The sequence below is a fragment of the Maribacter cobaltidurans genome (assembly GCF_002269385.1).
Taxonomy (GTDB): domain Bacteria; phylum Bacteroidota; class Bacteroidia; order Flavobacteriales; family Flavobacteriaceae; genus Maribacter; species Maribacter cobaltidurans.
In genome coordinates this window covers 1394563-1420206 of the sequence record NZ_CP022957.1, presented here as the reverse complement: position 1 = coordinate 1420206, position 25644 = coordinate 1394563, and the positions used below count along the sequence as shown (strand labels likewise).

Annotated in this window: 18 protein-coding genes; 4 read left to right on the top strand and 14 right to left on the bottom strand. The window is 40.5% G+C overall.

The window, feature by feature from the left end:
• Positions 1-69: 69 nt before the first annotated feature.
• Complete coding sequence (locus tag CJ263_RS06015; RefSeq protein ID WP_094996432.1) at positions 70-1356, bottom strand: serine hydrolase domain-containing protein; 1287 nt, start codon at positions 1354-1356, stop codon at positions 70-72.
• A gap of 221 nt (positions 1357-1577) precedes the next feature.
• On the opposite strand from CJ263_RS06015, the gene CJ263_RS06010 reads away from it, so the two are divergent.
• Positions 1578-3236, top strand: a complete 1659-nt coding sequence (locus CJ263_RS06010; protein ID WP_094996431.1) for a solute:sodium symporter family transporter — start codon at positions 1578-1580, stop codon at positions 3234-3236.
• A 3-nt stretch (positions 3237-3239) separates the two neighbouring features.
• Here the strand turns inward: CJ263_RS06010 and CJ263_RS06005 are convergent, their stop codons facing one another.
• Together CJ263_RS06005 and CJ263_RS06000 are read right to left on the bottom strand one after the other, a co-directional pair.
• Positions 3240-4070, bottom strand: a complete 831-nt coding sequence (locus CJ263_RS06005; protein ID WP_229702457.1) for a phosphatase PAP2 family protein — start codon at positions 4068-4070, stop codon at positions 3240-3242.
• Positions 4071-4197: 127 nt separating this feature from the next.
• Positions 4198-5100: a histone deacetylase family protein gene (locus CJ263_RS06000; protein ID WP_094996430.1), complete on the bottom strand. Its 903-nt coding sequence runs from the start codon at positions 5098-5100 to the stop codon at positions 4198-4200.
• A gap of 52 nt (positions 5101-5152) precedes the next feature.
• Between CJ263_RS06000 and CJ263_RS05995 the strand changes: the two genes are divergently transcribed.
• Positions 5153-6109, top strand: coding sequence for an L-threonylcarbamoyladenylate synthase (locus CJ263_RS05995; protein ID WP_094996429.1), 957 nt, complete (start codon positions 5153-5155; stop codon positions 6107-6109).
• Between the two features lie 15 nt (positions 6110-6124).
• On the opposite strand, the gene CJ263_RS05990 is transcribed toward CJ263_RS05995, so the two are convergent.
• From CJ263_RS05990 to CJ263_RS05970, 5 genes are all read right to left on the bottom strand, one after another.
• The gene (locus CJ263_RS05990; protein ID WP_094996428.1) at positions 6125-8275 is read right to left on the bottom strand and encodes a Tex family protein; all 2151 of its coding nucleotides are present in this window, start codon (positions 8273-8275) and stop codon (positions 6125-6127) included.
• 107 nt (positions 8276-8382) lie between these two features.
• Entirely contained in the window at positions 8383-9840 is a 1458-nt protein-coding gene (locus CJ263_RS05985; protein ID WP_094996427.1) for a hypothetical protein, read from the bottom strand.
• A gap of 7 nt (positions 9841-9847) precedes the next feature.
• Positions 9848-11923, bottom strand: coding sequence for a methionine--tRNA ligase (gene metG / locus CJ263_RS05980; RefSeq protein ID WP_094996426.1), 2076 nt, complete (start codon positions 11921-11923; stop codon positions 9848-9850).
• Between the two features lie 125 nt (positions 11924-12048).
• Positions 12049-13749 carry a DUF1501 domain-containing protein gene (locus tag CJ263_RS05975; RefSeq protein ID WP_094996425.1) on the bottom strand — a complete coding sequence of 567 codons (1701 nt, stop codon included), beginning with the start codon at positions 13747-13749 and terminating at the stop codon, positions 12049-12051.
• 13 nt (positions 13750-13762) lie between these two features.
• Complete coding sequence (locus CJ263_RS05970) at positions 13763-15256, bottom strand: DUF1800 domain-containing protein (protein ID WP_094996424.1); 1494 nt, start codon at positions 15254-15256, stop codon at positions 13763-13765.
• 189 nt (positions 15257-15445) lie between these two features.
• Between CJ263_RS05970 and CJ263_RS05965 the strand changes: the two genes are divergently transcribed.
• Both CJ263_RS05965 and CJ263_RS05960 read left to right on the top strand, forming a co-directional pair.
• The gene (locus CJ263_RS05965) at positions 15446-15805 is read left to right on the top strand and encodes a YraN family protein (protein ID WP_094996423.1); all 360 of its coding nucleotides are present in this window, start codon (positions 15446-15448) and stop codon (positions 15803-15805) included.
• 87 nt (positions 15806-15892) lie between these two features.
• Positions 15893-16552 (top strand): aspartate kinase, encoded by a 660-nt coding sequence (locus CJ263_RS05960; protein ID WP_094996422.1) that lies wholly within the window; start codon positions 15893-15895, stop codon positions 16550-16552.
• A 23-nt stretch (positions 16553-16575) separates the two neighbouring features.
• Here the strand turns inward: CJ263_RS05960 and CJ263_RS05955 are convergent, their stop codons facing one another.
• The 6 genes from CJ263_RS05955 to mfd form a co-directional block, all read right to left on the bottom strand.
• On the bottom strand, positions 16576-17478 hold the full coding sequence (locus CJ263_RS05955) for a hypothetical protein (RefSeq protein ID WP_158657093.1): 903 nt from the start codon (positions 17476-17478) through the stop codon (positions 16576-16578).
• Positions 17479-17610: 132 nt separating this feature from the next.
• Entirely contained in the window at positions 17611-18927 is a 1317-nt protein-coding gene (locus CJ263_RS05950) for a TlpA disulfide reductase family protein (RefSeq protein WP_094996420.1), read from the bottom strand.
• Between the two features lie 19 nt (positions 18928-18946).
• The gene (locus CJ263_RS05945; RefSeq protein ID WP_094996419.1) at positions 18947-20248 is read right to left on the bottom strand and encodes a serine hydrolase domain-containing protein; all 1302 of its coding nucleotides are present in this window, start codon (positions 20246-20248) and stop codon (positions 18947-18949) included.
• Between the two features lie 2 nt (positions 20249-20250).
• Complete coding sequence (locus tag CJ263_RS05940; protein ID WP_094996418.1) at positions 20251-21525, bottom strand: APC family permease; 1275 nt, start codon at positions 21523-21525, stop codon at positions 20251-20253.
• Positions 21526-21608: 83 nt separating this feature from the next.
• On the bottom strand, positions 21609-21944 hold the full coding sequence (locus tag CJ263_RS05935; protein ID WP_094996417.1) for a TerB family tellurite resistance protein: 336 nt from the start codon (positions 21942-21944) through the stop codon (positions 21609-21611).
• 104 nt (positions 21945-22048) lie between these two features.
• Complete coding sequence (mfd, locus tag CJ263_RS05930) at positions 22049-25507, bottom strand: transcription-repair coupling factor (protein WP_394339922.1); 3459 nt, start codon at positions 25505-25507, stop codon at positions 22049-22051.
• Positions 25508-25644 lie beyond the last annotated feature (137 nt).

Genomic DNA, 25644 nt, shown 5'->3' with positions numbered 1-25644 from the left:
ATTTTTTTACCACTTCCATGTATTTTTGTTTCCGAAAAGGATAAATGCAATATTTTTCTTGAGGGTTAGTTAATCGTCAAGGGCAGCAAAAACCATTTGTCTAAATTTCCAACCCGTATCATCATTTACAGGGCCCTGGGTCTGTTTCATGATGATTCCTATTATATTTTCTTGGGGATCCGCGAAATATTGGGTATTAAAATAGCCTCCCCAGCTAAATGTACCTTCGCTACCTTCAGCACCGGACATGGCGCCTTTTTCATTTACAATTTCAAAAGCAAGGCCGTAATCCTTTCCTCCATCCCAAATAGTGCCAATTTGATTGCTTAAAATGCTATAAACGGTAGTTCTACTCAAAAGTCGTTTCCCATTTAACTCTCCCCCATTTAAATACATTTGAAGAAAAGTGGCGTAATCCTTAGCGGTACTGGATAAACCAGCACCACCCGAAAAAAAGGTTTTAGCACCTTTAATTGGATAATCCGTATCATAAAACGTAACGGGGTATTTTAACCATTTACCATCTTTTTTGGCTTGAACTTCCACAAGTCTGCCTGCCTTTGCATTAGGTTGATAAAACCCAGTATCTTCCATACCCAGGGGCTCAAAAATGTGTTTTTCTAAAAATTCATCGAAAGGCTTTCCCGAAATTATTTCAATAAAATATCCCAATACGTCAAGTCCTTCACTATAGGTCCATTGCTCGCCCGGCTCGTGGTGTAGTGGTAATTTTGCCAACTTTTTAACGCTTTCTTCAATAGTAATGTTCTCTGTAGTGAACAAATCGGTAATTCCGGCCTTTGAGTAGATTTTTATAAAACGTTCGTCACCATCAATGACCCCATATCCTATACCGGAGGTGTGGGTAAGAAGATCACGAATGGTAATTTGATTTTTTGCGGGTTTGGTTGTGTAGGTAGAGTCGGCTTCGTTAAACGTGTCCAATATTTGTGCCGCTTCAAATTGGGGTATATACTTTGAAATAAGGTCGTCCAATTTGAACTTGCCCTCCTCCCAAAGCATCATTACGGCCGTAGCGGTAATGGCCTTTGTTTGTGAAGCGATTCTAAAAATGGCATCCTTTTCCATTTCCTTTCCTTTTTCTGCTTTGGCCATCCCATACGCTTCATGAAATACTATTTTACCGTTACGGGCTATGAGTGCCACTGCCCCGGGCAAATTGCCTTTTGAGATTTCGTTTTTCAACATCAGGTCAATTCTACCCAATCTTTCCGGGGACATTCCCTGTGAGGATGGATTAGCGGTTATAAGGGCTGGACTGTTTTTTATTGAATTTGTTTGTGCTGTTAGGCATAGAGAAAAAAGCACAAGGAACAATTGGAAAAGACGTTTCATATAGAATGACATTTGGTTGTTATTTTTTAAATGTAGCAAAAGTTTTTCTTATTTAATCGGTAAAATGTGTAGGCTAATATTGTATGTATTATATTAGTTGCCGTCCTTTTATGCAAATTTCATAATTTATGAGCTTCTTCGTATTTAGAAGGGATTCTAAATATTTGAAAAGCAGGGCGCAAAAAAGAATCAAACTATAATAACCAACTAATTCCCTCTTTATGGATTTTCTTGCAGTATTTTCCTTTCTCGGCTTTACATTACTTGTGGCGATTATAGCCTGGTACGCTACGCGAAGCACTAATGAAAAATCGTCTGATGGTTATTTTTTAGGGGGTAGGAGCTTAACAGCTGGTGTTATTGCAGGATCCCTCTTACTCACCAATCTATCCACTGAACAGATTGTTGGCCTTAACGGTAGTGCCTATAAGGATGGGTTATCGGTTATGGCTTGGGAAACCCTTGCCGCAATGGCGATGGTGGTAACGGCAGTGTTTTTATTGCCCAGGTATTTGAAAGGCGGACTGACCACTGTTCCCCAATTTTTGGCGGAACGGTTTGATGTAGCCACCAAGACTATCACATCTGCCCTGTTCTTAACCGGCTATGTAATCGTGTTATTACCGGTTATTTTATACTCTGGATCGGTGGCCATTAGCGGTATGTTCGATGTTCCGGGAATGTTCAATATTTCAGAATCGGCCGCTTTGGTCTATTGTATTTGGGGCATAGGAATCATCGGATCTATTTATGCCGTTTTTGGTGGATTAAAGGCGGTTGCGGTATCCGATAGTATCAATGCCATTGGACTTATCATCGGAGGTATTATGATACCTGTTTTTGGTTTAATGGCCATTGGCGATGGAAGTGTCACCCAAGGTATGGATGTTTTGATCAGCTCCAATCCAGAAAGGTTCGACTCTACCGGGGATAAGGGACAGGAAGTGCCTTTTGCTACCATTTTTACAGGGATGATGTTGGTCCAGTTGTTTTATTGGGGTACCAACCAACAGATTATTCAAAGGGCCTTGGGTGCTAAAAATTTGGCCGAGGGTCAAAAAGGATTGCTTTTGGCCGCTTTCCTAAAGATTTTAGGTCCTATTATACTGGTGTTACCGGGAATGATTGCCTATTATTATTTCGAAGGAGGATTGGCATCGAGTGACCTTGCCTATCCAGAATTGGTACGTGCAGTTCTCCCAAAGGCATTGGTCGGTTTCTTTGCCGCGGTGTTGTTCGGGGCCATTTTGAGTTCCTTCAATAGTGTACTAAATAGTTCGGTAACCCTGTTCGGTATCGATATATACAAACAGCACATCAATAAGGATGCATCCGAAGCTACTATTGTAAAGTACGGAAAGATTTTTGGTATATGTTTGGCCTTAGCGGCCATGTTCATTGCCCCCTTAGTGGCCGATGCCGGGAGTCTTTTCAATTATTTGCAGAAAATCAACGGAATCTATAGTATACCTATTTTCACAATCATTGTAATTGGATATTTGACTAAAAGGGTACCGGCAATCGCCGCAAAAATTGGTATTATTTCAGGTTCTGTACTTTATATCATCAGTGAGTTTATGATAGGGCCCAACTTAAGGGAGCAAGCTTTGCAGGTGGCGAAAGCATCGGGTATTACAGATCCCAGCGAATTAACGCTGGTTGAGGCGGAGGCGTACCCACATTATTTGCATGTCATGGCCATCCTTTTTGTGATGAATTGCGTTATTATGTTAATTATAGGTAAAATTTATCCAAGAAAGGAGAATTACGAACTAAAGTATACCCAACAGGTTGATATATCGCCCTATAAGTATGTAAAGCACGTTGGCTTGGTGATTGTGGCCATTGTTGTAGCTATTTATGTATACTTCGCCAAATAACCGCTAAAATTCAATGTTAAGGCCCACTTGTCCAGGGCCGAAAGTAAGATTCCAACTTAGCTTTTTACTTTGGTCATTATATTTCTGGTCATATTTGGAATCTAGATAGCGATCAATAGATTCAACGGTGGCAATACTGATGGCAAAAGCAAAGACCATGTCGCTTAACCAGTGTTGGCCGTCCCAAACCCTAGAAATTCCAGGAATGGCGCCCACCGTATAGATACCGGCCTTAAGCCACGGATTTTTAAACTGTTTCGCAATGGCATAAGCATTTGTAAAGGCTAATATAGCATGGCCTGAAGGAAAGGAGTGAAAGTTTCTACTGGAATTGAAAGGGTCAAAAGTATCTTTACCCAGTTCTGCCAAGGGCCTGGCCCTACCTACAGCTGACTTTAGGACTTGCTGTAAAAGTCCTGCTGAGGTCGCAGATGCTATCAACAAAACCCCAGTTCTTCTTAGCTTTTCATTCTTTAGAAATAGACCGGTTAAATATACACCGGTGGTAGCGATATAATTATTTTCAGGGCTTCCGTAAAGCTCTCCATAATCACGTATCCACCTTGGAACGCCTTCTCGATTGTTTCTTATAAGGCGAGACGTGTTGTCATCAAAAAGATATACAAGCCCTGTTCCACCCACGACCATTCCAAAATCGGCCCATTGCTCCCCTTTCCAATGAAATGGTCTGGAATAGGAGTGACCAACCCCCTTGAATATGTTGCCCATATCGTAGGTCAACATGTGCCATCGGCTGTTTACGGTGTCCAAATCCTTGGTCTGGGCGGTGGCGTATATAGGGATGGCCAGAAGCAATACGGAAAGGTATTTCACAATGTTAATTTAAGGTTTGAAAAGTATTAAAAAATTATTACCCTAAAAGGTCGTAAAAGTAAAAACCTTAACGCATACCCATATCATTTGGAAAATCTTGAACTAAAATTTTATAATATTAGGGAATTCAGCAAAAAAAATCCGCTGCCAATCTAAACGTATTGGCATGGGCCTCTACAATGGTTTTGATTTCCTTGGAATATCCACCTCCCATACTACATTGTACCGGAATTTCATGTTCTCTGCAGGTCTTTAGGACAAATTCATCACGTTGCTTGCAACCATCAATAGATAGTCCCAAGGTACCGAGTTTGTCCGTTGCCAGAACATCAACACCGCATAAGTAGAATATAAAATCAGGCCGATGTTTTTCTATCAGCCCGGGCAGGGTATTCCTTAGAATGGAAAGATATGCTTCATCGCCAGTTCCTTTTTCCAAAGGAATATCTAAATCCGATACCTCCTTTTTAAAAGGATAATTGCCCGAGCCATGCATCGAAAAGGTAAACACGGAAGCATCGCTTTTAAAAATTTCCGCCGTACCGTTTCCTTGATGTACGTCCAAATCCACGATCAGTATGCGGTTTGCCAAGTTTTTGGACTGTAAATATCGGGCACCTATTGCTTGGTCGTTCAGCATACAAAAGGCCTCTCCGCGATTGCTATAGGCATGATGGGTACCTCCTGCAATGTTCATAGCAACACCATATTTTAGGGCATACTCACAGGCTTTCATAGTGCCATCGGCAATGATCCGCTCCCGTTGTACAAGATTTCCGCTCAGTGGAAATCCAATTTTTCTAGCTTCCTTGTGTGGGATTTTTAAATTCAAAAGGTCATAAAAATATTCGGGGTCATGTGCGGCCAAAATGTACTTGTCATTGGGGATTTTGGGTTCAAAGAAATTTTCATCGGTACAGGTTCCTTCGTGCAGCAGCTGCTTGGGCAGGAGTTCATACTTGATCATTGGGAACCGATGCCCTTCCGGCAATGGATGTTTGTAGATGGGGTGATAAGCGATTTTTAGCATAGACGGGTTTCAAAGTACAAAAATATCCAAACCTTAACTACCTTTGGCCCCAATGGAAACTACAATTACAACGGATATTGAAAAAAGCCAAAAACTTCTGAAAGAAGGACAACTGGTTGCCATACCTACGGAAACCGTATACGGCTTGGCCGCCAATGCGCTGGATAGCAATGCGGTGAAACGTATTTTTGAAATGAAGGGTAGGCCAGCGTTTAATCCGTTGATCGTTCATATCCACCAAATGGAGCAACTGCCCATTTTGGCGAAGGATATTCCCCAAAAGGCCTATGACTTAGCAGAGGCTTTTTGGCCAGGTTCTCTAACCTTGATATTGCCCAAGCAGGACATAGTTCCGGACATCATTACGGGAGGAAAGCCTACCGTGGGTGTGCGAATGCCCAATCATAAAACAACCCTGGACCTGTTAAAAGGACTGCCTTTCCCTTTGGCCGCTCCCAGTGCCAATCCCTTTACAAGGGTCAGTCCAACCTCTGCCAAACATGTTCTGGATTATTTTGGCGACCAAATACCCGCTATTTTGGATGGAGGGCCCTGTCAGGTGGGTTTGGAATCTACGATTATCGGTTTTGATGGGGAGATTCCCATATTGTACCGAAAAGGAGGTATTCCCAAGGAAGCCATTGAGGCCGTGGTAGGTAAACTCAGGATATCCACGGAAAATGAAACGGCCCCCGAAGCCCCGGGGATGTTGCTCAAACATTACTCGCCCAGAACCCCATTGGTGGTCTGTGATAATCTTAAAGAAAAACTAAAGGAGAATTCTTTGAAGAAAGTAGGTGTTCTATCATTCTACGAGGAAGATTTTCCTTTGGCTACAAAAGTGATTGCCCTATCCAAAAACAAAATGTTGGAGGAAGCGGCCATGTCCCTCTTTGAAGCCTTACATACCTTGGATGCGAGCGGACTGGATTTGATCCTTGCCGAAAGATTTCCGGAAAAGGGCTTGGGCAGTAGCATCAACGACCGCCTGTTCCGGGCCGAGAACTAAAACACTTTTTAAATCCTAGCCTTTGTGAAGCTTTAACTGGATTCGTTTTCTTTGAATATCTATGGATAACACCTTTACGATAATCTGTTGATGCAGGCTTACATGGGCGCTAACGTCCTTTACAAAAGTATCGGCCAAGTTGGACACATGGATTAGGCCGCTTTCCTTGATGCCGATGTCCACAAAACAACCAAAATTGGTAATGTTGTTTACGATACCGGGCAGCAATTGCCCTTCCCTTAAATCTGTTAAGGACTTAATATTTTGATCAAAGGTAAATACCTTGGCCTTTTCCCTACGGTCCAAACCCGGTTTTTCCAATTCGGAAATAATGTCTTCTAAAGTGGGTAGGCCGATGGTTTCCGTGCAGTATTTTTTGAGATCGATTTCACGTAGCAGTGCCTTGTTTCCAATAAGTTCGGATAGTCCTTTCTTTTTGTCCGATGCCATTTGTTTTATAATGGGATAACTTTCTGGATGTACGGCGGAATCGTCCAAGGGATTTTTGGCATCCTTTATCCGAAGAAACCCAGCTCCTTGTTCAAAGGCCTTTCCTCCCAGTCTGGGCACTTCCATTATTTCTTTTCGGCTATTAAAGGAGCCATGCTTTTTTCTGTGGGCAACGATGTTTTCGGCCAATTTGGGCCCAATTCCGGATACATAACTCAACAAGGGAACACTTGCCGTGTTGATATTGACCCCAACGGAGTTCACACAGCTTTCCACGACTGTATCCAAGGATTTTTTAAGTTTTGTCTGATCTACATCATGCTGATATTGCCCTACACCGATGGACTTGGGGTCTATTTTTACCAATTCGGCCAAAGGATCCGCCAAGCGCCTTCCAATGGAAACGGCTCCCCTGACGGTAACATCGTAGTTTGGAAACTCATCCCTGGCAATTTTCGAAGCCGAATAAATGGAAGCCCCGGCTTCACTGACTACAAAAACCTCGATGGGATTTTTAAACGTAACTCTCTTTACCAATCGCTCCGTTTCTCTGGATGCCGTTCCGTTGCCAATAGCAATGGCCTCAATTTTATAGGCATCGGCCAAGGAGCTCAACTTTTTTATGGCTCCTGTGGTATCATTTTGGGGAGCATGTGGATATATGGTTTCGTTATGCAAAAGATTGCCCTGTGCGTCCAGACAGACCACTTTACAGCCTGTTCTAAATCCTGGATCAATCGCTAAAATTCGTTTTTCGCCCAAAGGAGCCCCCAATAATAACTGACGCAGGTTTTTGGAGAAAACGGTAATAGCCTCATCATCTGCCTTTTCCTTTGCGTTTTTGAGCAGTTCATTGGAAAGGGAAGGGAACAGTAATCTTTTATAGCCATCGGCAATGGCCAATTCAATCTGGTCGGCACATGCGTTTTTGGATTTTATGATCCTGCTATGAATACGATCCAAGACACGCTCATCGTCCAATTCTATTTTTACTCGAATAATTTTTTCGGATTCCGCACGTAAAATGGCCAATAATCGGTGCGAGGGACAACGGTTCAATGGTTCGCTCCAGTCAAAATAATCCCGGAATTTCTGCGCTTTTTCACTTGTGCTGAGCGCAGTCGAAGCATCTTCCTTCATCGCAGTCACCACTTTTGTGGTGATCAAGGCAAAACGTTCCAGTTGGTTTCGAATCATGTTTCTAATGTCCGTACGTTCATTGATCCATTCTGCAATGATGTGCCGGGCACCTTCCAAGGCTTCGTCCTCGTTTTGGATTTCGGGACCCAGGTATTTGGAAGCTATAAACTTTATATCGTCCGAACGTTGGGCCATGATAATTTTGGCCAAGGGTTCCAGGCCTTGTTTACGGGCTACTTCAGCTTTCGTTTTTTTGCTTTTTTTGAAGGGGAGGTAGAGATCTTCCAGTTGGGTCAAATCTTCTGCGGATTCAAATTTGGCCTTGAGTTCCGGTGTTAAAAGATCTTGTTCATCAACTGTTTTAATAATGGAGCTTTTCCGTTTTTCAAGAGCCTTAAACTGTTCCTTGTACTGTACAATACTGCCAATTTGAACCTCGTCCAAACCACCCGTGGCTTCTTTTCGATATCGGGAAATAAAGGGCACCGTGCATTCTTGGTTTAAAAGGTTGACCGTGTTTTGAATACCTTTTTCGGGGAGGTTGGTGTGTTTTTGAATGTAGGAAGTAAGTAACATGGATAATCGATTATTGGCTTGTCGAATAACTGCCAGAATGGAGTTTCTATCGGGATTGTAATCGAGACTTTTTTTAAAAATGTTTTTTAAGCTTTTTAGTGGGTTTTTTAAAATTTATGAATTTTATATTCACGTTCCCAATAATCATAGTAGCCTAAAAAATAGTTTTTTTCAATTCTAAAAATGGTTTTGCCAGCAGGAGATACTTTGTTCTGTTCTTCAAAGATTTTAATTCTTTCAAATGGATTTTCTGGTATTTCTCCTTCCATGTGATTAAAATCAGCATCGGCCAAAGCCTTGATTTCAATAGCTTTTGTAGTATAGTTTTCATATGCGAAATAAGCGGGGTTTATGAAAACTGTAACCGCACCTATAGTGGCAACAGGTATTCCCCCCATAGGCATATACGCAAAACCACTATTATTTTTTTCTTGTATTCCACCAAAAGAAACGACTTGCTCGCTACTATTTTTGTTTCTGTAAAGAGAAATACCTACATTATCTTTCCTAACTTTTCTGATAAGTTGATCAATCCGGTCTAAAGACCTATTATTGTTGAAAGTGCCACCTGTTTGAATAATGTCGGTATTGGAGAAACTAACAGATTCTCCAGAATTGAACGTATATTCACGAATGGTCTCCCCAGTATTTATTTTTTTAAATTGAAGCTTTAGTTGGTCCTTTATAACACCTACCATAGCAATTGTGTCACCTTTTATAAAGCTATTTGTCCTTTTATTTTTTGATTCTGAATATGGTTTTGGGATTATCCTAAATTCAGAAGTATATTCTTTTAGATTTAGGTTTAGTATTTGTGTAAAGTCATAATTTTCATCAAAAGTGAACGTAACGGTACCATCTTCATAGTCAAAATATTTAGTAAGGGTTGAAGCCATTTCTACGGAATGTGGGTTCTCTGTCTCGAACTTTACAAGATCCACGTTCTTTTCCAAACCATAAAAGCCTACATTTTCTGTAAGTAGTTTAAAAAAGGACGAAGTGTTTCCCCTGAAATCCATCGATTGGAAGGACGATAGGTCTAAAGGAATTTTTATAAAATTCTTTCGCTGGTTGTCAAATTTATAAGCATTGATAATAGAACTTTTGTGCGATATAGAAAGAAAGCAAAAGTTGTTTTCAAAATTGGATGTTTGAAGGAACTTTTCCTTACCCAATTCAGTATCAAGTTCTTTGTATTCAACTCCACTTGTATCAAAGTCAAAGCTTGCTACAGCAAAACGTGTTCTTTTTTTATTGGCCAAGAGTATATCATAATTCTTTCCTTCGAAAACATAACCCATTATTTCTGGATATTTTCTATCCCTCTCTTTAACATTTATAGCTTTAATGATTTCAAAATCTGAATTTAACCAATAGGATTGAATATTCTTGCCATCGAAAATTAAAAGAACCATATTACCATTCTCCCGGTCTACTAGAGGGATAGCGTCGTCTGGCTTGATTATTCGGTTTTTAAAAACATCCTTTATGCTTAATACTTGCTCTTGGCCATATATAAAAGTACTTAAAAGGAAGAGTAAGATATTGATGGTAAATAATTTCATAGATATATTAACTTATCGTTGCCCCATTCCCAACGCCACCTCCATCAGGATTTACAAATACTAATTTACCTTCCTTGTTTTCCGTCATTAAAATCATGCCCTCGCTTTCCACACCGCGAAGGGCCCTAGGGGCTAGATTGACCAGAACGGTCACTTTCTTACCAACGATTTCCTCTGGGGTAAAACTTTCGGCAATACCAGAAACTATGGTGCGAACATCTAATCCCGTGTCCACTTTTAGGACCAATAGCTTTTTGGCTTTTGGCATTTTTTCGGCTTCCACGATGGTGCCTACTCGCATATCCAATTTGGAGAAATCGTCAAAGGTAATCGTATCTTTTTGAGGCATAAGTGCTTTGTTTTCTTGTTGGTTTGCTTTTTTAGTGGCTTCCAGCTTGTCCAGTTGCGCTTGTATTTCAGAGTCTTCTATTTTTCGAAACAAAAGTTCCGATTGGCCTATTTTGTGTCCGGGTGGTAACAGGATATCTTTGGAAGATACCTCATTCCAAGAGGTCTCGACTGTGCTCGACCGGACCCCTAGTATGCTTTTTAACTTATCCGATGTAAAAGGTAAAAAGGGCTCACTAAGAACTGCTAATCCAGAAGCAATTTGCAGGGCGACGAACATAATCGTTTTTACACGCTCTTCGTCTTCCTTGATGACTTTCCAAGGTTCTTCATCGGCCAAATATTTATTGCCTAAACGGGCAAGATTCATCAACTCTTGGCCTGCCTCCCTAAAGCGGTAGCGTTCCAAGGAACAGGAGATGATTTCGGGATATTTTTTCAGTTCGTCCAAAGTCTCGGAATCCACTGATGTAAAATCACTTGGACTTGGGGTGACGCCATCATAGTATTTGTTGGTCAATACCACTACGCGGTTAATGAAATTTCCAAAAATGGCAACCAATTCGTTGTTGTTCCTTGCCTGGAAATCTTTCCAGGTAAAATCATTATCCTTGGTTTCCGGGGCATTCGCGGTCAATGTGTACCTAAGCACATCCTGCATATCGGGAAAATCCTCCAAATATTCGTGCAGCCAAACCGCCCAGTTTTTGGATGTGGAAAGCTTGTTTCCTTCTAAATTCAGGAATTCATTGGCAGGAACATTTTCGGGTAGAATATAACCTCCATGCGCTTTTAGGATGGAAGGAAAGATAATACAGTGGAACACAATGTTGTCCTTTCCGATAAAATGTACCAATTTGGTATCCTTATCCTTCCAATAGTGCTCCCAGTTCTTGTTTTCGCGTTCTGCCCATTCCTTTGTTGAGGAAATATATCCGATAGGGGCATCAAACCAGACGTACAAAACTTTGCCTTCTCCACCTTTTACCGGTACGGGGATACCCCAGTCCAGGTCCCGAGTAACCGCACGGGGTTCCAGACCACCATCGATCCAAGATTTACATTGTCCATAGACGTTGGGTTTCCAGTCGTCCTTGTGTCCTTTTAGTATCCAATCCCTTAAAAAATCCTCATAACGGTCCAAGGGCAAAAACCAATGGGTGGTTTCCTTTGTAGTAGGAACAGAACCCGTTATGGTCGATTTTGGATTGATCAAATCGGTTGCGTTCAATGAAGATCCGCAATTTTCACATTGATCCCCATAAGCTTCTTCGTTACCGCATTTAGGACAGGTACCTATGACAAAACGGTCTGCCAGGAACTGTTTCGCCTCCTCATCGTAGAGTTGTGCTGTTGTCTCCTCAATGAAATCTCCTTGCTCATACAATTTTTTAAAGAAATCCGATGCCGTTTTATGATGAACAGGTGCCGAGGTCCTGGAATAATTGTCAAACGTAATTCCAAAATCGGCAAAGGACTGTTTTATGATAGCGTGATACTTGTCGATAACATCCTTGGGTGTAACCCCTTCTTTCTTGGCCTTCATGGAAATGGCCACACCATGCTCGTCGCTGCCGCAAACAAAGGCAACATCTTTTCCGGTTAGGCGTAAATAACGGGCATAAATATCCGCAGGTACATAGACCCCGGCCAAATGACCAATATGAATGGGTCCATTGGTATAGGGCAGGGCAGCGGTAATTGTATATCTCTTAGGTGCTGTAGTTGTCGACATCAAAATAAATTAAAACGACAAAAATAACCATTTTTAAAGCTGTGTTGGGCCGTTTTTATTAAAAACAAAAACCCTCGGTGTACCATAGTACGACCGAAGGTCAAGTTACATAGTGGGGAAATCGTTTAAGCTACCATAACCGATTTGCTCATTTTTTGGTTCTGTACACTTATTCTGTATATGTACTTACCGGTTGATAGGTGCTTGGGCACGCGCTCTCGTATATTGATTTCGGTGGAACCTTCTAGCATCATTTCGTTGAAGACGGTGCCTACATGTTGCCCAAGAATATTGTAAAGCTGAATATCTACCTGTGCCGAGAAGGGCATTTCTAAGTAAATATGGGGTGTACTATCCGTAGGATAAAAGGGTTTATGAACAATGGCGTTCAATAAATCCGGATTTACAGGGTCCGTGCCTTCCTCGCCAGGTGGAGTAGGTGGTGTTACAGGTCCATCGCTGTAAACGATATCCGGGAAATCAGTACCACTACAGTTGAACCCTAAATTAACCGGGTTATAGGGGTGGTCCAAAAGATGTTGTTCCACCAAGGGAATGTCCACACATAACCATTCTGCCAAAACCGTGGCATACAGGTCCCTAAAATCCATGGTATACTCCAAATTTCCACGTCCATCCGGATTTTCCAAGGTTGGATGGTCACCTACGAAGGCACTACCATTTAGCCCAGAACCAAAGAAAAGGGTAGGAGCAGCCTTACCGTGGTCCGTACCATTAGACCCGTTCTCAAATATTCTACGGCCAAATTCAGAAAAAGTCATACTTAAGACTTTATCGTCTTGCTGGGTATAGCCTAAGTCCTCATAGAAATTATTAACTGCTACGGAAAGATTGGTCATTAATCTTTCATGTGCCAATGGTTGATTTCCATGCGTATCAAAACCACCCATGGATACCATGTAGACCTTGGTACCTAAATTACCTTTGATCAATCTGGCCAATAAGGCCATTTGACGCGCAAAACCGTTCTGTTGATATTCTACTTGGTTTTGACCTCGTTCATAAGCCTCATGAATTAGGCCCGAATATTCGTATGTCGTATTGGCGACACCTCTTAAAAACTTCAATTGGTCTCCATACATACAGCCATTGAACAAGGCATCGTCCAATCCATATACTACACCAGATTCTGCAATTTCTTCAAGTTGGTCCACGTTAGAAGTGACAAAAGCATAGTTGGTCTCTTCGCCCTGGAACACCAAATTACCAAACTGCCCAATCTGAATGGCAGCCGGTGCAGCCGGTGGATTGATTAAATAATCAGGATAAATGTTTTCAAAATGTCTTCCCATCCATCCTGTATTAAGACCACTGAATCCGGTTGTGGTCAAATCCGTGTTGGCATAGATGTCCGATCCCGTAAAATGGGAAAGGCTTTGGTTCTCGTATCCTACACCGTGAACGGCCTTAAACTGGCCATTGCCCCACATGGGCTCCAAAGCGCCCATATAAGATGGAACACCAAATTCATCCGTAAGCTTTAATACCTTACTTTCCGGGATATAGATATTGGGCCTTGCATTGGCATAGCTGTCATATTGTTCAATTGGAATTACGGTGCTTAGCCCGTCATTTCCTCCGGAAAGTCTTATAAGTATTAGGATGTTGTCCGTTTCGGCAGCTGCAATTCCTGCGGTCAACGGAGAGGGAGAAGAAGCTGTTAGCATATTGGCTCCCAATAACATAGAACCGGAACCGGCGATTCCTAAAGCTTGGAGAAAGGAACGACGGCTCCAAATTTGATGTTCATTGTCATGACCATCGTGTTCTAGTCCTTTATGGGGTGAGTGGTGTGTATGGCACATAGTAGTAGGTATGTTATTTTAATTGATATTCAGGTTGTCTAGCTAGGTATTGCATCAATAGATACACTTGATATGGGGCTTGTGGCCAGGTGGCCAAGGTCCAAGACTCTTGGTTACCACCTTCGTAGTATACATCCTCCACATCACTTCTGAAAATGGCGAATGCTTTGGCATATTCTCCTTCATCTAGTAATCCCTTGGGGAGGATAAAATCTATTATGAGTCTAGCTACGTTATCTGGGTTGGCACTGGTCAAACCCGTAGTTCCTGTTATGGATAGGCCTAACGACCTGAATTGTTCATTGTCTTGTTGGTAAAATGCCTCTAGCAAACTTTCAATGGTGAGCCATCTACCTATGATAAAATTGGTGTTGATCCAACTTCTATCCCTTTGCCAGCCTGCAACATCAAAAGGGTCGAACAGTTCTTGTCCTAAAAGTCCACTATAATTTAACATGGAACTCAGGACGGAATCATCGTAGGCAAAACTTGTTTCTTTAAGGGTGTTCAGGTAGAAATCGAACGGACTTTTAATGATTACGCCAATAGCCTCATCGTCAAAAAAGTGCTGGCTCTTAAAAAGTTGCCTTAACACAGGGGCCAGTTCAAAATTGCTGGAAATAAAGGTCGATGCCATTCCATTAATAATGACTTGGGCGTTGTTTGCATCGTCCTGGGAATCTGGATGTACAAAAAATTCGTAGAGTTTACGGCAGATGAATTCTGCAATTTCGTTTGGCCTTTGCTGAAACAGAATATTGATGACATCACCATAGCCCCACGCACCTGTTTGTCCTAAAATGGTTTTGGTGCCGGTATCATGTTTTGTAGCATCAAAGGTAACTTGGGTACACCCTTCCTCTCCTCGTTCAACATAACCGCTTAAAGCCCTGGCTGTTTCTATAATATCCTGTTCCGTATATCCATTTCCTTCACCAAGGGTAAAAAGCTCATAGAGTTCACGGGCATAATTTTCGTTAGGATTGTTCCCGTTGTTATAGACACCATCCAAATAATAGAGCATGGCACTCGTAAGACCTATTTCACTTACAAAGGTACGGAAGTTGCCAATTGAATTTCGTTGTAGACAATTAATATAATGGTACAGGAAGGAGTTACATTCATAAACATCCAACTCTGTTACAAAATGGTTACTCCAGAAAAAACTTAAACGATCCCTTAAGTTATTGTTCAATAGTCCATTAGTGTAACCTAGGGCAAATTCTGACCTTTGTTGGTTGACCAGTTGTCTTCTTGCATCATCATCAGCAGGGTAATTGGAATTGTTCCAATCTGCCCAGGTAGGTGCGGGCATTGGAGCCATATTTAGGGCTTGGTCCACTAAGTTGTCCACCAAGGTTCCGGCGTTTTGGCCAACAGCTTGGTTTATAGTATCAACTGAAGCACTGAATCCTAATCTTCTGTAAAGGTGTAAAGCTCTTGTCTGATCTAATGGTACGGTGTACGGAGCAAGCGTAGAAGTATTACAATTAATGAAATATTCCATAGTCTTGTTGTAGGGCGTTAGTAATGTTACGTTCTATAGAGTTGGGGCTTCTATTTAACGAAACGAAATTTAGGATAGTATATTTATCCGTATATTTTCGTTGACCGACAGCCGAATTTAAACTCTTCTGTTTTTAAAAACGCTAAAAAGCGTATTTTTTCGACGAAATGCACTTATTTACAAAATATTATGGGAAGGCATAATGAATTTGGAAAGGAAGGCGAGGAAATAGCCAAAAATTATCTTCTTAAAAAAGGATACGAAATCTGTTATCAAAATTACAGATATCAAAAGGGCGAAATCGATATCGTAGCAAAAAAGGACGGTGTTCTTGCTATTGTTGAAGTACGTTCTAGGAGTTCAAGATTCATTGAAAATATTGCGGAGACAATAACGCCAAAAAAAATAAAGCTGTTGGTTATGACTGCCGACCAATACGTTACTTCGTCAGGGTTGGATGTGGATATACGTTTCGATATTATTACCATATTAAAAGTAGGTGGAAATTTGGAAATAGAGCATTTGGAGGATGCCTTTTACCATTTTTGAGTATCCTATTAAATCTGTAGAATAATATTTAAAAACATTTTGTTTTATTTATAACAAGTTGTTATATTTGCATATCAATCAAGACCTATGAAAACAATATCATCCGTTGTAGAGCACTACATTAAGAAGAAGCCCTTTTTGCAAAGTGCCTTGGCCCAAGGAATTATCAACCTTACGTCGCTTTCCAGAATTGTTAAACCCGAAATTGAAGCGGAACTCGGGAAGGACATACGAAATGGTGCCATTGTTATGGCATTGAAACGATTATCCGATGATCTCGAGTTTCGGGCTACGCACAAAATCCTTAAAGTTTTGAAGAATATCGGAGAAATTACCGTTAGGTCTTCCCTTACGGATTATACTTTTTTAGCTTCGGATAAAATTTTGGTACATCAAGCCAAGTTACTTGAGGAAATCAATGAGAATCAGGATGTTTTTTATACCTCCAGTAGGGGTGTGAACGAGATAAATATAGTAATCAGTAGTATCATGGATGATACGGTCCAAAAGTTGTTCAAGGATGAAAAGTGTACCCAGAAGGCAGATAATCTTTCCTCTATCACAGTAAAGTTACCCGCTGAGAATGTTTCGGTACCCGGTATCTACTATTTTATTTTCCAACGGTTGGCCTGGGAGGGAATTATTCTCTATGAGGTCATTTCCACAACCAATGAATTTACCATACTAGTAAATGATGAACAGGTAGATATAGCTTTCAAGACTATAAAGGATTTAAAGACTCTTTAATTAATAACGAAATTCTCTAAATTTCAGGGGGAGTCATCAGGCATGTAGTTTCGGATATAAATCTTAAAACTACCATTATTGAGCTTTTTAGGATAAGTAACTTCTTGAAATGTAGATTCAAAATTAAGCTCGAAGTTGCCTTCAAGCAACATCTGGTTTTCAAAGTATTCAATCTTTGTTATTGTAACATTGCCGGCAATAAAATTGTCCGCATCGTACGATAAATAATAGGCGTTACCAAACTCAGCATCATAGAAGGATACTCTTAAATATGCCCAATTTATTGGATAGGTCCCCAAAGAATCAATCTGTTGATCAATTATAAAGTTAACCTCACTGTATTCAGAGTTGCTTAACCTACAATTATATGATAGGTTATCATTTGCACTAATGAATATGGTTGATTTGTTTACAAAATATCCATTAATATTCTCGTATTGATCTGAGGCATCAAAATCCACATCAGTCTCACCAATATGATTATTAATTTTAATAGATGCTTTCATAAATGATTGGGGCCGTTTTTTCATTTTCAAAACAATTGAATCGTTTCGAACAAAACTCCTTAAACCTCCGTTCAATCCGTTATCTAGTGGTATACTTAAAGTATCGTTGCTAATTGAATAAATAGAATCATTAAAAATATTCTTAAAGCAATTGGTGTTTTCAACATGGGAGAAACTTCCATTTTTTGCCATTATTTTATCAGTAAACCTCTTATCAATTTCTGTTTCCCCATTAATTTGATCAATCTTCAAGTATCTTAGGGTACCATCCTTTTCTATTCTAATACCAGACGGTGTTGAGATGTTGATCCATTCTCCCACTAATAATGAATCTACTTCAGCTACTTCAAAAATGCTGTCTTTTAATATTTCATCTTGGATCTGAAGAATATCGCTTTCAACTTCTGTACAAGAAGACAAAATGAATAAGCTTAGGGCATAAATAAAACAATAGTACCCAAAAATTGTATTGGATTTTCTAATATTCAATATAGATACAAATGAGGAGTTGTTGACTAGTTACGAGTATTAAACGATAAGGCTGTAACTTTATTACTTTAAATATTCGATAACCGCCTGGGCACTTTCCGGTCTGTCCAGAAAGCGTTTTTCCTTATCCAAAATAAAGTATGTTGGTGTCTGTTGTATGGCAAAAGTTTTGATATAAGGACTTTCCCATTTACCAAGTGCCAAGGCATGATGAAAATCAGCTAACTTGGGAATTGTGTTTTCCCAATTTTCAGCACTGTCCTCAAGTCCGACGGCAAGGACCTGTATATCTTTCATGCTTTTAAGTGCTTCATGAACTTCGGGTAACTCATTTAAGCAATGGGGACAAGTACTACTCCAGAAAATAACGAGATATTTTGAAGCACCGGAAAGTTCGGATAAGGATTTTTTTACTCCATTTTCTTCCCAGGTAATTTCTGGGGATACGGCACCTAATCTTAACCTTGTTTGTGTCTCAATGCTCGTGATAAGATTTTCATTTCCGGTTTCTAGGGCCAATTTCCTCAAATAGGTATCCATTATATGGTCCGCTACATCATAAACCTTATTTTCATTGGCTTTTTGCCATGCCTTGTTCCATAAGTTAACCTGCAATGCCTTCGGTACCACTTCCAATTTGGTGGCCAAAAAGTCTACATTTTTATTGATTTCCTTAATAAGTTCATTATTGTCGGTAATCCCCGAAGGAACTGCCCAGAACATGTAGTTCAATATTTTATCCGCAAAGAATTCCGAGGCCTGTAGGGTAGGACTTCTAAAATCGATATGGTCAAAATAATGCTTCTTCTTTTCAATCAAATATTCTTCAAGTGGTATATATTTCTTTGGTAGGTAGTAAGCGTTGGCGCTTATGAAGTGGTGAGCTATGGTTTCTTCTGATTTTGCCTCATATTCTTCCTGTATATTCTTAAGGTTATTGACCAAACTCATGTATTCCTGTTCGTTGGATTTTTCCTTGCTGTAAAAATCCATCAATCTGTCCTTTGCGCTGTCTATCTTTGAAAAATAATCCCTATAAAGCGTATTTTCCTCAGAACTCACAATTTGCAGGCCCGAATCCAAATCGAAATTAAAGACAATATCTTCTTCGCAATTGTAAATTATATCAATAAAATATTTATCCTGAGGAACGGCATAGACCAATCTATATATGCCCGGTGAAACTGAATTTGGTAAGGTAAATGAAAACTGACCATCCTTTACACCGGTATCCGTTACATATTGTATACCATTGGTTTCCAAATGGTACACCATGAGGTATCTAAAAGAGTTGGCAGGAGAGAAATTCCCTGAAACCGTATGTTGTGATTGGGTTCCAAGGGTAAAAAATAATGCAATAAAAATCTGTAATAACCTCATGGTTTATTTTTAAATTATTTTAATTTTCAGTCTTTAGAGGGCCATAAACGGCGTCCCTAAAATTTTTATGTAGGCCTATTTGGTCATAAGGAAAGAGTTGAACGAACATTACGGCGGTCAATTCATTGACGGGGTCCACCCAGAACAACGTACTCGCCGCTCCGTCCCAAAAGAACTCGCCCACCACGCCGTTATTTTCTTCGGCATTTTCAGGAGGTGCTACCCTAACGGCAAAGTCGATTCCAAAGCCTACACGGCCTTTGCTCGGTAGCCAAGACCTTTCGGTAATACTGTCCGGCAATTGGTTCGTGGCCATTAATTTTACGGTTTCCGGTTTTAGTATTTCAACGGAATCCAAACGTCCTTCATGGACGAGCATTTGGGCGAATTTCATATAATCGTCCAAGGTCGAGGTCAATCCAGAACCTCCACGGGTCAGCGGCCAGTGTTCCGTATAATTGCTATAAGTTACAGAATCCTTAACCAGTTGTCCTTCACCTGTTCTTCTATATAGTTTTGCAAACCTGTCCCTGTCTTCTTCAGGTATGTAGTAACGCGTTGTTTCCATTCCCAAGGGATCCAATACATTCTTCCTTACATATTCTTCATAGGGAATTCCAGAAATCCTCTCTACCAATAGGGCCTGTACATCAACACTGGGTCCATATTCCCATTGCGTTCCGGGTTGAAACCATAACGGCACTTTACTCATTTTTTCGGCCATTTGTGTCAAGGTATTTTCCCTGTTCATGGCATCGGCATCGGCCAACAGCTCACTCAGCCCTGGTATATCCGGTCTATTGGGAAAGCCTGCGGTATGTCTGGTAACATCCCTAATGGTTATTGGTCTATCCAAGGGTTCGGTGGTCACATTTCCATTGGCATCTACTCCGGTGTATACCTGCATATCCGCAAATTCCGGGATGAACTTGGAAATGGGATCATCCAAATCAAATTTTCCTTCTTCATATAAGGTCATTAGTGCCGTGCCCGTGACGGGCTTGGTCATGGAATATATCTGCACAATGGTATTGCGCTCCATTGGTTTTTTAGATTCCTTGTCCGCATACCCAAAAGCATTGTAATACACCTCCTGTCCTTGTTCATATATGAGTGCCGAAACACCTGCGATATTACCTGAATCAATAAAGGATTTTAATGTGGAATCAATCCTACTTTTTGTGGATTCCGTGACCACGGAAATTTCCGAGGTTTCCTTTTCCAAGGTTTTTATATCCTTCTTGCAGGATACGGAAAGTATGAGTGCAAGGCCTAAACCTAGGGTAATGGGTTTCTGAAGCTGTCTTAACAAAATATTCATGACTATTTTTTCGATTTTTTATAGATAAACTCCATAAGGAAGCAGCTAAAGATAATTGAAATTGAAACGATTACCCCAAGTTTATTATCGGAATATTGTTGTATTATGAGCACCAAGGAAGCGATCAGGCATAAAATGAAACCTAATAATGGTATGCCTTTTTTTGCCTTTATTTTTGGGGAAAGTTTAAAGGCACTATAATTTACCAGTGCAAATATCAATAGAAACCCTACACTTCCTGAAGTGGAAATACTCTCCAATTTCAAAGTATTGACCAGAACCAAGGTAAGAACTGCGGTTATGACCAAACCTACTGGCTGGTTCCAAAATTGACTGGTTAGTTCGTGTGGAAGTTCATCATCTTCAGCAATTTCATAGCTTACCCGGCTTCCCCCGTACAGCGACGCATTTATTGCCGAGAATGTTGAAATTAATGCCGCTATGGTCATAATAGTAAAACCAATCTGTCCAAGCATTGGTTTTGCCGCCTCGGCAAGCACATAGTCTTCTGCCTTCGCAATCTCCTTAAATGGTAGTGTACCGATAGTGACGGAAGCTATGATTATATATAACAGAATAACGAATAGTACGGACCAGTAATATGCCCTTGGAATGTTTTTTTTCGGATTTACAATATCCGAAGCTGAGTTAGCTATCAATTCAAAACCTTCATAAGCCACAAATATGACCATACCACCGGTCAAAAGCTGTACTGGGCCCTTCCAATGTTCCAGATTGAACTGCTCCAAATTTGGGTTTCCTATTGAACCATATATTCCTACCCCTATAAAGCCCAATAGGATAATTAACTTAATTATTACCGCGTAAGACTCGATTCTGCCAACTATCTTTATACTGTAGTAATTGATGCCCGTTGCAATAAGTATGATGGCACTGGAATATATATGGGAGTCCAAGCTTGTTTCACCCGTTATAGAAAAAAGATTTGGGGCGTAAGATCCAAATGCCGAGGAGTAAAGGGCCAACATTATGATATAACTGATCCAAAGTAGGTTGTTCAAACCGCCGCTAAAGACATTTTTTCCCAATCCCTCATTGATAAATTTAACCGTACCCCCTCTATCTGGATAGACCAAGGACAACTTAGTGTAACTGTATGAAGTCAGTAATGCCAAACTACCCGCAATTAGAAAAGCTATGGGGGTTCCGCCCTGGGCCAATGATACGGCAAGACCAAGTACTGCAAATATACCACCACCCACCATTCCGCCAATACCAATAGACATGGCTTCCTTAAGTCCTATTTTATCGCTCATGCAATTTTATATGTTTAAATAAAAAATCAATGAGCTACAAGTTAAGGTTATAAATTGTAAAAACTAAGTGGAATTATGAGGACTTAGACCTTTGAAGATTTTATTTCTAGCCTGATGGATGAAAGTACATTTTCCATCATTTCAATTTCCTTTTGATGTACGAAACCATCGGATTTTGCTACCTCTTCCATAAGGTTTTCCAGTAATTCTTTTTTCTGATGGGAGAAATTCTTGACCATGGCAATACTTTGTTCCATCTCCAGCATACGTGCCTGGATCAAAAAGTTGGCATCAAAATCAAGGAGTTCCATAAGTTTGCCAAAGGCATTGATTTCCCCATTGTGTACAACCCCATCTGCATGGATGAGCGTGTCGATAACCTTTGCGATGGCCAGTTTTTCAGATATTTCAAATTTCATGTTCAAAGAACTTGAAGCGATTATTTGTTGTTTACGGTTAGGCTAATATAACCTCATCTCTTAGATTATGTCTTTTAAATCTGTTGAAAGTAATAATTATTGGATTAATCCCTTTTTTGTCCCTCTAATTTTGAAGAGTTTTCATTTTTAGGTGTTCTATCAAAAGGCAATAGTGATTGTAGCGCCTTGTCCACACTGGTAATACCATCAAAAGTTAACAATAGGCGAAGCCCGTTTCGGGTCTGTTTTTCCTTGATCTTACATTTTTGATGGTGTGACTGTACGTATTGTAGTACCCGGGTGAAATTCTCCGTTTGATAAAAGTCTGATTGCTGGTCGCTAATAAAATAACCAATCATTTTCCCTTTTTTCATTACAATTTTTTCCAGCCCAATACTATTGGCTATCCACTTGATCCGTACCGAATTTAATAAGTCTTCGGCTTGGGATGGTAGTTCCCCGAAACGGTCAATAAGCTGTTTCTCAAAGTTTTGGAGTCCCTCTTCATTCTCGACTTTATTTAAGTCCGTATACAAAGTCAATCGTTCCGTGATGTTATTGATGTAATCATCTGGGAACAACAGTTCAAAATCGGAATCGATTTGCGTTTCCTTTACATAAATCTTTTCATGCGGACCTTCTACTTCATCATATAGTTCCTTGAATTCATTTTCCTTAAGTTCCTCAATGGCTTCCGCCAATATTTTTTGATAGGTTTCAAAACCTATTTCGTTGATGAAGCCACTTTGCTCGCCACCCAAAAGATCTCCGGCGCCACGTATTTCCAGATCTTTCATGGCGATATTGAATCCACTACCGAGTTCCGTAAACTGTTCCAAAGCCTCGATACGTTTTCTGGCGTCCGTAGTCATTACTTCATAGGGTGGAGTGATAAAATAACAGAAAGCCTTTTTGTTGCCACGCCCCACGCGTCCCCTCATTTGATGAAGGTCACTTAAACCAAAGTTGTTTGCGTTGTTGATGAAAATGGTATTGGCATTGGTTACGTCCAGGCCGCTTTCAACGATAGTCGTGGAGACCAATACATCAAATTCACCGTTCATAAAACCTAACATTAAAGTTTCCAGTTTTTTCCCATCCATTTGGCCGTGCCCAATTCCAACTTTGGCATCGGGAACCAAACGTTGAATCATACCGGCAACCTCCTTAATGTTCTCTATTCTGTTATGGATGAAAAAAATCTGTCCTCCTCGTTCTATTTCATAGCTTACCGCGTCCCGAATGGTATCTTCGTTAAATCGAATCACCTGACTTTCAATCGGGTACCTGTTTGGGGGTGCCGTATTGATGACCGATAAATCCCTGGCTGCCATTAAACTGAATTGTAATGTTCTTGGAATTGGGGTAGCGGTCAAGGTTAGTACGTCTACATTTTCTTTTATGGATTTGAGTTTATCCTTTACCGATACCCCGAACTTTTGCTCCTCGTCTACAATTAACAGACCTAAGTCCTTAAACTTTACATTTTTGTTCACCAATTGATGGGTGCCAATAATTATATCCACTTTGCCATTGGCCAAATTCTCCAAGGTTTCGCGTTTTTCTTTGGCCGTCCTAAAACGGTTAAGATAATCTACGGTTACCGGCATATCCTTCAATCGTTCCGAAAAAGTACGGTGGTGTTGAAAGGCCAAAATAGTGGTAGGAACCAAAACGGCCACTTGTTTACCATTATCTACGGCCTTAAAAGCTGCCCTAATGGCGACTTCGGTTTTTCCAAAGCCAACGTCTCCACAGATCAATCGGTCCATGGGGCGCTCACTTTCCATGTCTTTTTTCACATCTTCGGTCGAACTACTTTGGTCCGGCGTATCCTCATAAATGAATGAAGCTTCCAATTCGTTCTGCAAATAACTGTCCGGGGCATATTGGAAACCTTTTTCCAATCGTCTTTTTGCGTATACCTTAATGAGATCAAAAGCAATTTTCTTTACACGGTTTTTGGTCTTGTCCTTGATTTTCTTCCAAGCTCCCGAACCGAGTTTATAAATTTTGGGAACGGCACCATCCTTGCCGTTGAATTTGGATATTTTGTGCAGAGAATGAATACTCACATAAAGGATATCACGCTCGCCATACATCAATTTTATAGCCTCCTGTTTTTTACCCTCTACGTCTATTTTCTGTAGCCCACCGAATTTCCCGATTCCATGATCTATGTGCGTAACATAATCCCCAATTTCCAGCTTATTAAGCTCTTTCAGGGTGATGGATTGCTTTTTGGAGTACCCGTTCTTTATATGGAATTTATGGTAACGTTCAAAAATCTGATGGTCAGTATAACAAACTAGTTTCAAGTCATCGTCTACAAAGCCTTGGTACAAGGGAAAAACTAGGGTCTGATAATGTACTTTTTCGTTTACCTCCTCAAATATGTCCTGAAATCTTTTGGACTGTTGTTCACTGGCACAGAGAATATAATTGGTATACCCTTTTTCTCTATAGCTGTTGAGGTTATCAATAAGCAAATCGAACTTTTTGTTGAACGAAGGCTGTGGTTTTGTGTTGAATTCAAATACGTTTTGGTCCCCTTTTGAAATGTCCCCGGACAATACAGTGAAATTCTGCAGATGCTCTTTAAACGCACCTCCGCTCATAAAGAGCTCTTCCGGACTGGCATGTTTTATATCTTCGGACAGTTTTGAAAAGGCTTCTAGGGCCTTTTCAAAAAAATCATCGAGTCGGCCAAAAAGCAAATCGGTATTCTTGGCATAGACCAATGTATTGGAGGCTACGTAGGTAAGGAAACTTTGACGCTGTTCAACAAGGAACTTATTCGCCATATTGGGAACAATGGTGATGCTTTTGACTTTGTTATTGGATAGTTGGGTCTCTACATCGAAGGTTCTGATACTATCGATTTCATCGCCAAAAAACTCTACCCGATAAGGTTCGTCATTGGAAAAGGAATACACATCCACGATACCCCCCCGAACCGAAAACTCCCCCGGTTCGGTAACAAAGTCCACCCGTTTGAACTGATATTCGAACAACACCTCATTCAAGAAATCGAGGGAGAGCGTGTCTCCCAAATTCATTTTCAAGGTGTTTTTGTCCAGTTCCTTTCTTGTTAGAACTTTTTCAAAAAGCGCATCGGGGTAGGATATGATAACTGCCGGTTTTTTTCTGGAATTGATTCGGTTCAGCACTTCTGCCCTAAGCAGCACGTTGGCATTGTCCGTTTCCTCGATTTGATAGGGACGTCTATAGCTTCCGGGATAAAAAAGTACGTCGTCTTCACCAATAATTCGTTCAAGGTCATTAAGAAAATAGGCAGCTTCCTCCTTATCGTTAAAGATGGCTAAAAAGGGGCGTTCCTGTTTTTTGAAAATTTCGGAAAGGATAAAGGATAGAGAGGAACCCGTTAATCCTTTTAGACCAATTTTAGAAGTGTCTCTATTTTCTGAATTTTGAATTTGGGAAATAGTCTCCTGCAGTTTCCCTAGTTGGGGAGACTGTCCAAAGGCTTGTTGGATTTGGGATGTATTCAACAAAAAAATTTTTGCAAATATAAGGATACACAGGCAATGGATACCATTCATTTTTATCGAATATGGGTCAGTTAGTACCTCAAAAAAATCGGAGATTGTATGAACTTAAAACCTGAACACCCTATTGTTGAATTATTCCCGAGTATATGTTCGGAAATTGTATGAGGAGACGGTGTTTTTAAAATGTA

Bases quoted from the DNA above. Each gene is read 5' to 3' on its own strand.
- CJ263_RS05945 (WP_094996419.1), bottom strand. From the start codon at position 20,248: ATGAATATTTTGTTAAGACAGCTTCAGAAACCCATTACCCTAGGTTTA.
- CJ263_RS05960 (WP_094996422.1), top strand. From the start codon at position 15,893: ATGAAAACAATATCATCCGTTGTAGAGCACTACATTAAGAAGAAGCCC.
- CJ263_RS05965 (WP_094996423.1), top strand. From the start codon at position 15,446: ATGGGAAGGCATAATGAATTTGGAAAGGAAGGCGAGGAAATAGCCAAA.
- CJ263_RS05985 (WP_094996427.1), bottom strand. From the start codon at position 9,840: ATGAAATTATTTACCATCAATATCTTACTCTTCCTTTTAAGTACTTTT.
- CJ263_RS05935 (WP_094996417.1), bottom strand. From the start codon at position 21,944: ATGAAATTTGAAATATCTGAAAAACTGGCCATCGCAAAGGTTATCGAC.
- CJ263_RS05970 (WP_094996424.1), bottom strand. From the start codon at position 15,256: ATGGAATATTTCATTAATTGTAATACTTCTACGCTTGCTCCGTACACC.
- CJ263_RS05975 (WP_094996425.1), bottom strand. From the start codon at position 13,749: ATGTGCCATACACACCACTCACCCCATAAAGGACTAGAACACGATGGT.
- CJ263_RS05940 (WP_094996418.1), bottom strand. From the start codon at position 21,525: ATGAGCGATAAAATAGGACTTAAGGAAGCCATGTCTATTGGTATTGGC.
- CJ263_RS05950 (WP_094996420.1), bottom strand. From the start codon at position 18,927: ATGAGGTTATTACAGATTTTTATTGCATTATTTTTTACCCTTGGAACC.
- metG (WP_094996426.1), bottom strand. From the start codon at position 11,923: ATGTCGACAACTACAGCACCTAAGAGATATACAATTACCGCTGCCCTG.
- CJ263_RS05990 (WP_094996428.1), bottom strand. From the start codon at position 8,275: ATGTTACTTACTTCCTACATTCAAAAACACACCAACCTCCCCGAAAAA.
- CJ263_RS06015 (WP_094996432.1), bottom strand. From the start codon at position 1,356: ATGAAACGTCTTTTCCAATTGTTCCTTGTGCTTTTTTCTCTATGCCTA.
- CJ263_RS06010 (WP_094996431.1), top strand. From the start codon at position 1,578: ATGGATTTTCTTGCAGTATTTTCCTTTCTCGGCTTTACATTACTTGTG.
- mfd (WP_394339922.1), bottom strand. From the start codon at position 25,507: ATGAATGGTATCCATTGCCTGTGTATCCTTATATTTGCAAAAATTTTT.
- CJ263_RS06000 (WP_094996430.1), bottom strand. From the start codon at position 5,100: ATGCTAAAAATCGCTTATCACCCCATCTACAAACATCCATTGCCGGAA.
- CJ263_RS05995 (WP_094996429.1), top strand. From the start codon at position 5,153: ATGGAAACTACAATTACAACGGATATTGAAAAAAGCCAAAAACTTCTG.